Origin of the sequence: Acidaminococcus sp. HCP3S3_H5 (assembly GCF_052122235.1) — a bacterium.
In the GTDB taxonomy this organism is placed as follows: domain Bacteria; phylum Bacillota; class Negativicutes; order Acidaminococcales; family Acidaminococcaceae; genus Acidaminococcus.
This window is the reverse complement of sequence record NZ_JBQKCS010000007.1, coordinates 113,050-125,139: the sequence shown is the minus strand read 5'-3', so window position 1 is coordinate 125,139 and position 12,090 is coordinate 113,050. Positions and strand designations below refer to the sequence as shown.

Below are 12,090 nucleotides of genomic sequence, written 5' to 3'. Positions count from 1 at the left end.
AACAGCCTGGTCTGATGGACCTGTTGATAGCTGGGAGCATATTTGTTATAGATTTCCCGAAGGGGCAACGGACTTAAAATACCCGTACGCAACGTATCATGTCTGATCTGGGCTGCCTCTTTCAAAGATACACTCCAGATAAAGGCCAACCCTCCTTAAAAAAATCCGAAAAAATCCTCCCTGCCGTCTCTTATACAGTGTAAGGAGGCGGTGACATGGAAGCAATCAAACGGCAGGAGGTTCTGGAACTGGCCCGCAGGGCCCATGGGCACATCCGGAAAATCTACCTGCACTGGACGGCTGGAACCTATGACCAGCTGTTTCCGGACTATCACCTTCTGGTCCGGGGGGACGGGAGCCTGGTAACCAGTACCCGGGACTGGACCCGGATTCTCCCCCACACCTGGAACCGGAATACCGGTGCCCTTGGCATTGCCCTGTGCTGTGCCAAAGATGCCATGCTCTACGCAGACGGCACCTTCGACCTGGGGGATTATCCCCCCACTCCCCTGCAGGTGGAAAGCACTTCCATCCTGCTGGCCACCCTGTCAGATGTCTGGAAACTCCCTCTGGAGCCTGCCCAGATCATGACCCATGCAGAGGCTGCCGACCTGGACGGTTACGGGCCAAGCATGGCCGGGACGCCCGCTTTTGAACGGTGGGATCTGTGGAAGCTGAAAGACTATGACGGAATATGGCGCAGCGGCGGGGCGGTGCTCCGGGGCAAAGGACTGTATTATCAGTGGCTGAACAGAAGGAAGTCCTGATTCTTTCTTTCGCCGTCTCCCTGCAAGCCTTAAAAACGCGTTCTGGCGTTTTCTACCCATAGGCCATGTCCTATGTCACATAACGATTCTTTTCAAAGGAGGAAGGAAATATGGCAGTACAGAAGAACCTCACCGCAGTGACCCTGCAGCTGGAAATCAGCAACGGGGTGGACAAAAATGACCAGCCCAAATTCAAGAACATCAGCTACGAAAAGCTGTCCACCGATGCCACCCCTGAAAAACTGGCGGAAGTGGGCAAGGAATTCGGCGGGCTGATGGCAGAAGCTCCCAAGGGGATGTACATCGTGGAACGGCATACCCTGGAAGAAGTGGCGTAAAGGAGGTAGTGCACAATGGCAGATTCCAGAAAACTGGACCTGATTTTCAAGGACAGCGAAAAAGCGACCAAAAACATCCGCATCGTGAACCCCCGCTCTGACGTGGACCGGGAAATGGTGCTGCCGGTAATGAACAAAGTGGTGGAAAGCAAAGTCTTCCTCACCAAGAACGGCATTCCTGTGGAAACCATCCAGGGGGCCAAAGTGACCGATGTCAAGGATCTGTTGGCAGACGGAACTGACGAAGTCACCGAGGGCTAACCCATGGAGGACCTGTCCCTGCTGGCCGGCCAGGCTGCCCAGTACGGGTTCCCCATGGTCATTTCCTGGTACCTGCTGGTACGCATGGAAGAGAAACTGGAGAACCTGACCCAGAGCATCGAACGGCTGCGCATGGCAGTGAAAATGGAATAAAGACAAAGAGTGTTGTGAGCGATCACAGCACTCTTTTTTTGCGTGAAAAAACAACGTTTCTTTTAACAGCAAAACGTCCAGAGCCAGGCGGGGTACCGCTGAACGACCCTTGAGCGGAGCGTGAAGAAATTTTCGGTTTCGCTCATCCGCTGGGAGCCTCGTTCAAGCGCCAGCGCGTTGGCGGGAAGCGGATTCGAATGGCGAGGCCGAAAATTTTAGCGACGGGAAGCGGCGTCGGGCAGGGGTGCCCCGCCTGGCGGTGATTCCATGCCGTCCCCTGCACGTTCAAAGGCAATAGCGAAGCGTTTGGCATCCTTTTGCTGCCGCCCCGGAACTGGCCATGCGGCAGCTTTTTATTGGGTAGAAACCGCAGCTGCGGTTTCTGTCCTTTTGCCGGTTGACCGAGGCTGGACATTTCTCGTCTTGCATTCCTCCTCCATCTCCGTTACACTGGTACCATAAACAATCGAGGTGACAATTTTGGAACGGGATTATTTGGTTACGGACCGGCCCATGAAGGCCCTTTTTGTTTTTTCCCTCCCCATGATTCTGGGGAACTTCTTCCAACAGCTGTACAACACCGTGGATTCCGCCATTGTGGGGCGGTATGTGGGCGAACAGGCCCTGGCGGCAGTGGGGGCATCCTATGCCCTGACCACCGTGTTCATCAGCATCGCCATCGGCGGGGGCCTGGGAGCCTCAGTGCTGGTGAGCCGGTTTTTCGGAGCCCATGCCTATGACCGGATGAAAGAATCCATTTATACGGCATTTGTGGCCTTTCTGGTGCTCAGCACCGTGCTGGGGGCTTTCGGGTATGTTTCCAGCCGGCAGATCATGGCCTGGCTGAAGACCCCGGCAGAATCCCTTGCCATGGCGGATGTGTACCTGCAGATCTATTTCCTGGGGCTGCCCTTCCTCTTTATGTACAATATCATCTCCGCCACCTTCAACGCACTGGGGAAATCCCGGTACCCCCTGGTGTTCCTGATCTTTTCCTCCCTGCTCAACGTGGGCCTGGACATCTACATGGTCCGGAACCTGGGCTGGGGGGTAGCCGGGGCTGCCTGGGCCACCCTGATTTCCCAGGGGATCTCGGCGGTGCTGTCCTATGGCGTGTTCCTCCGGCTGATCCGGCCCCTGGGACAGGCCCCCCGGTATTTCAGCCTGGATCTGTTCCGGAAAATGGGCTCCATTGCCCTCCCCTCCATCCTCCAGCAGTCCATCGTATCCATCGGCATGATGCTGGTCCAGAGCGTGGTGAACAGTTTCGGGGCAGCAGCCCTGGCGGGATTTTCCGCGGCCATGCGGATCCAGTACTGCTGCACCGTGCCCATGAACGCCATCGGCAACGCCATGAGCCCCTACACCGGCCAGAACCTGGGAGCAGGACGGAAAGATCGGGTGATCGAAGGGTACCACAGCGCCAACAAGCTGGTGGTCCTCTATGCCCTGGTGATCCTGGTGGTGCTGGAAGGGTGGAACGAGCCCATTATCCGGTTCTTCCTGGGAGACAAGGCCTCCCCCACCGCCCTGGCCACCGGCACCTCTTTTTTGCAGTTCGTGGGGTTCTTCATCAGTATCATCGGGTTCAAGATGGCAGTGGACGGAGTGCTCCGGGGGGCCGGAGACATGAAGCTGTTCACCCTGGCCAACCTGACCAACCTGGCCCTGCGGGTGGTGATTTCCGTAACCCTGGCCCCCCTGTTCGGCATCCAGATGGTATGGATGGCAGAACCGGCAGGCTGGGCCGCCAACTGGGCCATTTCCTATTACGAGTACCGGACGGGAAAGTGGGAAGGGAAGGTGAAGGTGTGAAAAAAGCCGCCCCTGAGGGTGGCTTTTTTGTCAACGGTCAGCGGCCGGTGGAAGCCGGATGCCTGGCATCCGGCTTTGAACGTTTTTGCCCTCTGGGCGGCCGGGACGGGCTCGCCTGCGGCAAGCCCCTACAGCGTTTGGGGTCAGCGGATCATCACGACGATCCTGGGAACGGGATTGTCGGGGAATCCGTTTCCGGGACCGTTGTTATCCACTCCGATTCCAACCAGGTGACCCTTCGATGAAAACCGTTGTTCCCCCATCCTCCGACCCTGACGCCCATCCCGGCCGCCGGTTTTCTCCATTCAAAAAGGACCTGGACAAAAATCCAGGTCCTTTCCTTTGGCCATTGACCCTTGGCCCGCGACCAGCCTGCCTCCGGCAGGTCTTTATTTCTTCGGTGCGGCTTCGGGATGATTCTTTAAATAGGTGTCGTTCTGGGCGATTACGTCCAGGAACACCAGGGGTTCTTTCTTTTCGTTCCGCAGGCCGTGGGACTGACCGGGACGGGCGATGGTCACATCCCCTGCCTTCACCACCGTTTCCTTGCCGGTGCCGTCGGTGAAGATCCCTTCCCCGGATACGATGATATAGGCGTCTTCATTGAAACCGTGTTTGTGGCAGCCGATGGAAGCACCCTTTTTCAGGGTCAGATAGCAGATTTCCTTGATGGCAGAATCCGGGGCGGCCTTGTCCCGGGCAAAGGCGAATTTCCCGTAGGCAGTGCCCTTCCCTTTGGCTACATCCTGTTTGTCAAAGGTAAACAGATCGCCTTTGTGGTACACCTGTTCATCAGGTTTGAAAGGAGAATCCGGGGATCCGGCGGCAAACACCGTACCACCCATAAGGGTGGCACCCAGAGTCAGCAGCAAAGCCAGTTTTTTCAGTTTCATGAAAACCCCTCCTCATAAAATTCAAAATAATTGCATATTTATTGTAGCACTTTGTCCGGTCAGCGGCAATGGGTAACGGTAAAGGGGCAGCGGCCGGCGGAAGCCGGATGCCCGGCATCCGGCTTTGAACGTTTTTGCCCTCTGGGCGGCCGGGACGGGCTCGCCTGCGGCAAGCCCCTACAGCGTTTGGGGTCAGGGGATCATCACGGCGATCCGGGGATCCCAGCCAGGTGACCCTTCGATGAAAACCGTTGTTCCCCCACCCTCCGACCCTGACGCCGTAGGGGCGGGCCCCAGGCACGCCCATCCCGGCCGCCGGTTTTCTCCATGCAAAAAGGACCTGGACAAAAATCCAGGTCCTTTCCTTCGTCTGCTGACCGCTGACGGTGCTGCTGCCAGAGCAGCCGCACCTCACTTGCTCTCAAAAAACGCCTTGTACGCTCGGTAGGTTTCGTAGGCATCGGCTTTGCTCAGCAGGTCGTAGGGGGAATGCATGCTGAGCATGGCGGTGCCGCAGTCCACCACTTCGCAGCCCCAGTCCGCCAGCATGTAGGCAATGGTGCCGCCCCCGCCCTGGTCCACTTTCCCCAGTTCCCCGATCTGCCAGGCCACCCCGGCTTCGTTGAAAATGGTCCGGATTTTCTGGATGAACTCGCTGTTGGCGTCGTTGCTGCCGCCCTTGCCCCGGGCCCCGGTGTATTTGGTAAGGGCCACCCCGTAGCCCAACAGGGCCGAGTTGTCCTTTTCCGTCACTTCCGGGAACATGGGATCCAGGCAGCTGTTCACGTCCCCGGAGAGCATTTCGCTGTTTTCCATGGTCTCGTAGAAGTCCAGCAGGGTGCCCCGGTTCTGCAGGGCCAGCAGCTTCATGACGAACTTGGCGAAATAGGAGGACTGCATGCCGGTGTTCCCGTAGGACCCGATCTCTTCCTTGTCCGCAAACAGGGCCGCCTGGGTCTTTTTCCCGGCCCGGGCGTCCAGGATGGCTTCCAGGTTGGCGTAGGAGCACACCCGGTCGTCCTGGCCGTACCCGGCAATGAGGGACCGGTCAAAGCCCACATCCCGGCTTTTCAGGGCGGGCACCAGTTCCAGTTCCGCTGTGGTGAAGTCCTCTTCCTCCACCCCATAGGTTTCCTTCAACAGGTCCATCAGGGCGTCCTTCACCTTTTTGTCCTTGTCCGTATGGGTGCCGATCACCGCCTGGAGCTGTTCCCCGGTGACCCCTTCCGCCAGGGTCTTCTTCATCTGGTCCTGGGCCATGTGGATCAAAAGGTCCGTAATGTAGAACACCGGATCCTTTTCGTCCATGCCGATGTTCACTTCGATTTTCTTCCCTTCTTTGGTGTGGATCACCCCCACCAGGGCCAGAGGGATACAGGGCCACTGATACTTTTTGATGCCCCCATAGTAATGGGTCCGGAAGTACACCACCCCGTCCTGTTCGTGGACCGGGTTCCCTTTCAGGTCCAGCCGGGGAGAATCGATGTGGGAGCCTACGATTTTCAGCCCCTCATGGACCGGTTCCTTCCCGATCACCGCCAGGATGCAGGCCTTGCCCTTCTGATTCCAGTACACCTTGTCCCCGGGTTTCAGGGCTGCGGCCTCATACAGAGGCTTGAACCCGGCGGCTTCCGCCTGTGCCAGGATCTCCTTTACGGCCAGCCGTTCGGACCGGGCCTTGTCCAGGAAGGCTTTGTACCGTTCCCCGTAGGCCAGGGTCTCTTTCCGTTCTTTTTCGTCCATCCGCGCCCAGGCGGATTCTTTTCTGCTGTAGGGTTCCTTCATATTGAAAAACCTCCATTCATTCACTGTACTGTGCCCAGTATACCATATTTTCCCCGGTTACAGGCTTTCCTTTGTTTTCAGGATCCGGTACAAAGACCGGTCCACCTGGTCCTTTGGCAGCTTTCCTTCCCGGATGGCCGCGGCAATGGCCTGGTGGACCTTCCGGATGGCTTCCGGGTCGTGGCACACCATCACCTGATCCGCCCCGGCCAGCAGGGCCCGCACCGCCGCTTCTTCCAGGGGCCAGGACCCGGCTATGGCCCCCATGGTCAAATCATCGGTCATAATGATCCCGTCGAAATGGAGCCGGTTCCGGAGCAGATCCCCCATGACCTTCCGGGACAGGGAGGCGGGCCAGTCCGGATCCAGGGCCGGATAGTCCACATGGGTCACCATCATGGCGAACCGGGATTCCGGGAACTTTTCCAGGGCCTCCCGGAAAGGCAGCAGGTCTTCCCGCTCCAGGGTTTCCCGGCTGGCGGAGACGGTGACCCGGCCTTTGTGGGTGTCTTCCTGTCCTTTCCCCAGTCCGGGGAAGTGCTTCACACAGGCCATGAGATGGACCTGTTGGTATCCGGCCAGGGCCCTTTCCACGAATTTGGCGGCGGTGGCAGGATGACTGCTGTAACTGCGGCCGGCCCCGCTGCCCACGTCCGCCACCGGGGCCAGGTTCAGGTTGATTCCCAGCTGCTTCAGCTGACGGCCGGTTTCCGCCGCCCACTTCTGTGCCATATCCGGGTTCCCGGTGGCCCCGATGGCAGCCTGGGAAGGAGGTGCCGGCAGGGTATCCTTCATCCGGGCCACCTGTCCCCCCTCTTCGTCCAGGCCGATGAACAGGGGTATATCCCCGGACAGGTCCTGGAGCCGGCCGGTCAGGGCCTTTACCTGGGCCGGGTTTTCCATGTTCCGGTCAAACAGGATCACCCCACCGTAGGGATGGTCCTTCATTTCCTGCTGGAAGGCCTGGGAAGGGGTCCGGCCCTCCAGACCCACCAGCATCAATTGCCCGGCCTTTTCTTCCGGAGTCATGGCGGCGATTTTTTCGGTGATGGGGTCCGGCTTCGCCGGTTGGCCGCTCCCCGGCCCTTCAGGAAGACGGGGCCGCCGCATCATCCCCCCAAAAGCCACCAGGAAAATACAGAGTATACAAAACCAGAGTTTTTTCATTTTCTTCCCTCACAACAAAAAGAACCCGTCTGCAAAGGCGGGTTCTTTCCTTCGGCCGCTGACTGTGGACAGCTGACCGTTGACAGGCTGCGCAGCAGCCTTATTTGTTCATAAACACCGGTTTCCGTTTTTCCAGGAACGCCTTCATGCCTTCCTTCTGGTCCAAGGTGGCGAAGCAGGTCCCGAAGACCTGGGCTTCGTAGCTGAGACCGGAATCCAGGTCCATGGAAAGGCCCCGGTTGATGGCATCCTTGGCACTGGCAATGGCAATGGGAGCCTTTTTCATGATCTTCCGGCACACTTCTTCGCAGGTGGGGATCAACTGATCCGGTTCCACCACCCGGTTCACCAGGCCGATCCGATGGGCTTCTTCCGCATCCACCATAGCCCCGGTGTAGATCATTTCCTTGGCATAGCCTTTGCCGATGAGCCGGGCCAGGCGCTGGGAACCCCCGAACCCGGGGATAATCCCGTAGTTCACTTCCGGCTGGCCGAACTTGGCGGTAGTGGAAGCGAAACGGAAATCGCAGGCCAGGGCCAGTTCGCAGCCCCCGCCCAGGGCATAGCCGTTGACGGCGGCCACAGCCACCACCGGCAGTTTTTCAATGGCATCGAACACATCATGGCCCAGGTTGGAGAAATCTCTCCCTTCCACGGCAGTCATGGTGCTCATGGCCTTCAGGTCAGCCCCGGCCACAAAGGCCTTTTCTCCGGCGCCCCGGATGATGACAGCCTTCACCGCCGGATCCGTGGCCAGTTTCCCGAAGCAGTCCTTCATTTCCACCAGGGTGGGGGTATCCAGGGCGTTCAGGTATTTGGGACGGTTCACGGTAACCGTGGTCACCCCGTCGTCCGCAATTTCCACCAGCAGATTTTTGTAGTCATACATGGTTTGACACCACCATTCAGCTTATTTGTTGTAGTCGTAGAAGCCCTTGCCGGTCTTCCGGCCCAGATAGCCGGCTTCCACCATCTTTCTCAGGAGAGGAGCCGGACGGTATTTGGGATCCCCAAAGCCCTTGTACAGCACTTCCATAATGGCCAGGACCGTATCGTTGCCGATCAGGTCGGACAGAGCCAGAGGCCCCATGGGATGGTTGAAGCCCAGTTTGGCCACAGCATCGATATCTTCAGCGCTGGCAACCCCTTCGCTGAGGGTGAAGATGGCTTCGTTGATCATGGGGATCATGATCCGGTTGCCCACGAACCCGGGAGCATCGTTGACCTTTACAGGGGTCTTGTCCAGGGCTTTGGCCAGTTCGTACACCTTCTGGAAGGTTTCTTCAGAGGTGCCCAGGCCCTTGGTCACTTCCACCAGCTTCATCACAGGAGCCGGGTTGAAGAAGTGCATGCCGATGAATTTGTCCGGACGGGAAGTGCCGGCAGCCAGCATGGTAATGGAAACGGAAGAGGTGTTGCTGGCGATGATGGCGTCTTTGGGCATCTTTTCGTCCAGTTCCTTGAAGATGCTTTGTTTGATCTTGATGTTTTCCGTAGCGGCTTCGATGGCCAGATGCACATCGCAGGCTTCGGGAGTCAGATCCACAACCCCGTGGATCCGGGCCATGGTGGCTTTTTTGTCATCTTCGGTGATCCGGCCTTTGGCCACGCTGTGGTCCAGGCTCTTTTCGATCTTGGCAATGCCCCGGTCAACGAATTCCTGTTTGATGTCCCGGAGGGTCACTTCCACACCATGTGCAGCCATGACCTGTGCAATGCCGCTGCCCATCTGGCCAGCGCCGATAACCATAACTTTCTGCAGTTCCATAACAAAAAATCTCCTTTACGTTGGTATAGTGAGAAATCCTGCATCCACAGAAGGACTTCTCGGAAATTCCTTCTGTGCAAAGGAAGGGCTGGCAAAAAACCAGCCCTCCTCATGGTCCTTCTTTTCAGAAGGGATTATTTTTTCTTGTCTTTCAGCAGGGCACGGGAGGTTACGATCCGCATAACCTGGTTGGTGCCTTCGTAGATCTGGGTGATCTTGGCGTTCCGCATGTACCGTTCTGCAGGGTAGTCCACGGTGTAGCCGTAGCCGCCGAAGATCTGTACAGCGTCGGTGGTCACTTCCATGGCCACGTCGGAGGCGAAGCACTTGGCCATGGCGGCAGCTTCGGAATAAGGTTTGCCTTCGTTCTTCAGCATGGCGGCATGGTATACCAGATACCGGGCAGCTTCGATCTTGGTGGCCATGTCAGCCATCATGAACTGGAGAGCCTGGAATTTGGAAATGGGCCGACCGAACTGTTCCCGTTCCTTGGAATATTTCACGGCAGCAGCCAGGGCGCCTTCAGCAATACCCAGGGCCTGAGCAGCTACGCCGATACGGCCGCCGTCCAGGGTTTCCATGGCGATCTTGAAGCCTTCCCCTTCTTTGCCCAGCAGGTTTTCTTTGGGGACTTCGCAGTCTTCAAAGATCAGTTCTGCAGTGATGGAGGTGTGGCCGCCCATTTTGTCTTCGATCTTGCCGAAGCGGAAGCCGGGCATGCCCTTTTCCAGGATGAAGGCGGAAATGCCGTGTACACCCTGGCTCTTGTCGGTCATGGCGAATACCACATAGGTATCAGCTTCTTTGCCGTTGGTGATGAAGATCTTGGAGCCGTTCAGGATGTATTTGTCGCCTTTCAGCACAGCCGTGGTCTGCTGAGCGGAAGCATCGGTCCCGGCGGAAGGTTCGGTCAGGCCGAAAGCCCCTACATGGGTGCCTTCTGCAATGGGAGCCAGGTATTTTTGTTTCTGTTCTTCGGTACCGAACATGTAGATCGGGGTAGCGCACAGGGAAACGTTGGCACTCAGGGTGATGCCGGTGCCGTCATCCACCTTGGACAGTTCTTCCACAGCCAGGATGTAGCTCAGTACGTCCAGGCCCATGCCGCCGTATTCTTCCGGGAAGCAGATGCCGCAGAAACCGGCTTCGCCCATCTTGTCGATAAGCTTCCGATCCCAGATATGGTTCTTGTCTCTTTCTTCAACGGTAGGAGCCAGGAATTTTTGAGCAAATTCCGCAGCCATGTCCTTAATCATCTGTTGGTCTTCAGTCAGGTTGAAATCCATAGTATTTGTACCTCTTTCCTTTTGAATGATAGATGATGAAAGGGAACCCCGCTCAGAAAGCAGCGCTCCCTGAACTTCTTAGAGCATTTCCACAACCGTGGCAGTGCCCATGCCGCCGCCGATGCACAGGGTGGCCAGGCCCAGTTTCTTGTTTCTGTGTTTCAGGGCATACAGCAGGGTGACCAGGATACGGGCACCGGATGCACCGATGGGGTGACCCAGGGCGATGGCGCCGCCGTTGACGTTGGTCTTGTCCCAATCCAGCTGGAGTTCACGGCCTACTTCCACAGTCTGGGCTGCGAAAGCTTCGTTGGCTTCCACCAGATCCATGTCTTTCACTTCCAGACCGGCTTTGGCCAGTGCCTTCCGGCTGGCAGGGATGGGCCCGATGCCCATGATGGCAGGATCCACACCGGCAGAAGCGTAGGAAACGATCTTGGCCATGGGCTTCAGACCCAGTTCCTTGGCTTTGTCAGCGGTCATCAGTACCAGAGCGGCAGCCCCGTCGTTCAGGCCGGAAGCGTTGCCGGCGGTAACAGTGCCGCCCTTCTTGAAGGCCGGGCGCAGTTTGGCCAGGACTTCCATGGTGGTTCCTTCTCTGGGGAATTCATCGGTATCGAAGACTTTTTCGCCTTTTTTGGTTTTAATGGTCACAGGGACGATTTCTTCCTTGAAAGCGCCGCTCTTGATGGCTTCGATAGCTCTTGCCTGGCTGCGGGCGGCCACTTCATCCTGGTCTTCCCGGGTAACGCCGAATTTTTCAGCCACGTTTTCAGAGGTGATGCCCATGTGGTAGTCGTTGAACGCATCCCACAGGCCGTCCCGGATCATCACGTCGATCATTTTCTGGTCGCCCATTTTCAGGCCCCAGCGGGATTTCCCGGGAATGGTAAAGGGAGCGTTGGACATGCTTTCCATACCGCCGGCCACTACAATGTCGTTGTCCCCGGCCAGGATGGACTGGGCACCCAGTTCCACGCATTTCAGACCGGAACCGCAGACCTTGTTCACGGTGAAGGCAGGGACTTCCACCGGCATGCCGGCGAAGATGGCGGCCTGACGGGCAGGGTTCTGGCCCAGGCCGGCCTGGAGCACGTTCCCCATAATCACTTCATCCACCATTTCCGGTTTCACGCCGGCTCTCTGCAGGGCTTCCTTGATAACAATGGCGCCCATCTGAGGAGCGGACAGCGGGGTCAGGCTTCCGCCGAACTTACCGATAGCCGTTCTTACAGCACTTACAATGACAACTTCACGCATTTTCAAACCATCCCTTCTAGTTTTGAAATTGAAGCAAACAGTGTCAATCAGCCCGGCAGGACCATGAGGTAAGGGTTCCAGGACCCTGCCGGACTGGTTGGATCAGGAAAAATGCATTCAGGGTTTACTTATGGACTTGATTATACACTAATTATAGCGCAAAGGGAAGCCCCCGGTTTTCTGAAAATTGGCTTTTTACCATCGGATGAAAAAATTTCGAAAAAATGTCCATACCAGCAAAGCCCCCAGTCCCACCAGCAGGAAGCCCACCAGGGTGGGCAAAAGCAGCACCACGGCCAGGATCACCGCCGCTGCCGCCAGTACCAGCCGGCCGTTCAGCTTCACCAGTTCCCAGAGGGACCGCCATTTTTCCTTTTTGGCGGCTTTTTCCTGCTGCCGCCGGATATCCTCCTGGTCGTACACCTTCCAGTCTCCCCGGGGTTCTTCTTCGGTGCCCGTTTCAATGGTCATCCCGTCGAAGGCATCCCGTTCTTCCGCACTCATCACCTGGGCTTCCACATCCTCGTTGGGGGTGCCGCAGCCTGGACAGGCTTCCAGGTCATCGGGATATTCCAATCCGCAGTGTTTACAGATCAT

At 57.4% G+C, this 12,090-nt stretch carries 13 protein-coding genes; 5 read left to right on the top strand and 8 right to left on the bottom strand.

Going from position 1 to position 12,090, the window contains the following annotated elements; translation table 11 throughout:
- Positions 1 to 215 precede the first annotated feature (215 nt).
- The 5 genes from ACTQY5_RS09710 to ACTQY5_RS09690 all read left to right on the top strand — a co-directional run bounded on the left by ACTQY5_RS09710 (position 216) and on the right by ACTQY5_RS09690 (position 3,334).
- A complete protein-coding gene (locus tag ACTQY5_RS09710; RefSeq protein WP_441369137.1) occupies positions 216 to 767 on the top strand; it encodes a peptidoglycan recognition protein family protein in 552 nt (183 codons plus the stop codon).
- Positions 768 to 877: 110 nt separating this feature from the next.
- On the top strand, positions 878 to 1,105 hold the full coding sequence (locus ACTQY5_RS09705; protein WP_154487877.1) for a DUF1659 domain-containing protein: 228 nt from the start codon (positions 878 to 880) through the stop codon (positions 1,103 to 1,105).
- Between the two features lie 15 nt (positions 1,106 to 1,120).
- Entirely contained in the window at positions 1,121 to 1,366 is a 246-nt protein-coding gene (locus ACTQY5_RS09700) for a DUF2922 domain-containing protein (protein WP_022486651.1), read from the top strand.
- A gap of 3 nt (positions 1,367 to 1,369) precedes the next feature.
- Positions 1,370 to 1,519 (top strand): YvrJ family protein, encoded by a 150-nt coding sequence (locus ACTQY5_RS09695; RefSeq protein ID WP_022486652.1) that lies wholly within the window; start codon positions 1,370 to 1,372, stop codon positions 1,517 to 1,519.
- 471 nt (positions 1,520 to 1,990) lie between these two features.
- A complete protein-coding gene (locus ACTQY5_RS09690; protein ID WP_441369136.1) occupies positions 1,991 to 3,334 on the top strand; it encodes an MATE family efflux transporter in 1,344 nt (447 codons plus the stop codon).
- A gap of 389 nt (positions 3,335 to 3,723) precedes the next feature.
- Here the strand turns inward: ACTQY5_RS09690 and ACTQY5_RS09685 are convergent, their stop codons facing one another.
- From ACTQY5_RS09685 to ACTQY5_RS09650, 8 genes are all read right to left on the bottom strand, one after another.
- Positions 3,724 to 4,179 (bottom strand): cupin domain-containing protein, encoded by a 456-nt coding sequence (locus ACTQY5_RS09685; RefSeq protein ID WP_347567389.1) that lies wholly within the window; start codon positions 4,177 to 4,179, stop codon positions 3,724 to 3,726.
- Between the two features lie 459 nt (positions 4,180 to 4,638).
- Positions 4,639 to 6,012, bottom strand: coding sequence for an aminopeptidase (locus tag ACTQY5_RS09680; RefSeq protein ID WP_441369135.1), 1,374 nt, complete (start codon positions 6,010 to 6,012; stop codon positions 4,639 to 4,641).
- Positions 6,013 to 6,069: 57 nt separating this feature from the next.
- Positions 6,070 to 7,179, bottom strand: a complete 1,110-nt coding sequence (locus tag ACTQY5_RS09675) for a glycoside hydrolase family 3 protein (RefSeq protein WP_441369134.1) — start codon at positions 7,177 to 7,179, stop codon at positions 6,070 to 6,072.
- Between the two features lie 100 nt (positions 7,180 to 7,279).
- A complete protein-coding gene (locus tag ACTQY5_RS09670) occupies positions 7,280 to 8,068 on the bottom strand; it encodes an enoyl-CoA hydratase-related protein (protein ID WP_022487220.1) in 789 nt (262 codons plus the stop codon).
- Between the two features lie 21 nt (positions 8,069 to 8,089).
- Positions 8,090 to 8,947 carry a 3-hydroxybutyryl-CoA dehydrogenase gene (locus ACTQY5_RS09665; RefSeq protein WP_022487219.1) on the bottom strand — a complete coding sequence of 286 codons (858 nt, stop codon included), beginning with the start codon at positions 8,945 to 8,947 and terminating at the stop codon, positions 8,090 to 8,092.
- A gap of 134 nt (positions 8,948 to 9,081) precedes the next feature.
- Positions 9,082 to 10,233: an acyl-CoA dehydrogenase gene (locus ACTQY5_RS09660; protein ID WP_022487218.1), complete on the bottom strand. Its 1,152-nt coding sequence runs from the start codon at positions 10,231 to 10,233 to the stop codon at positions 9,082 to 9,084.
- Positions 10,234 to 10,311: 78 nt separating this feature from the next.
- Positions 10,312 to 11,493 carry an acetyl-CoA C-acetyltransferase gene (locus tag ACTQY5_RS09655; RefSeq protein WP_022487217.1) on the bottom strand — a complete coding sequence of 394 codons (1,182 nt, stop codon included), beginning with the start codon at positions 11,491 to 11,493 and terminating at the stop codon, positions 10,312 to 10,314.
- A gap of 195 nt (positions 11,494 to 11,688) precedes the next feature.
- Positions 11,689 to 12,090 carry a zinc ribbon domain-containing protein gene (locus ACTQY5_RS09650; protein WP_022487216.1) on the bottom strand — a complete coding sequence of 134 codons (402 nt, stop codon included), beginning with the start codon at positions 12,088 to 12,090 and terminating at the stop codon, positions 11,689 to 11,691.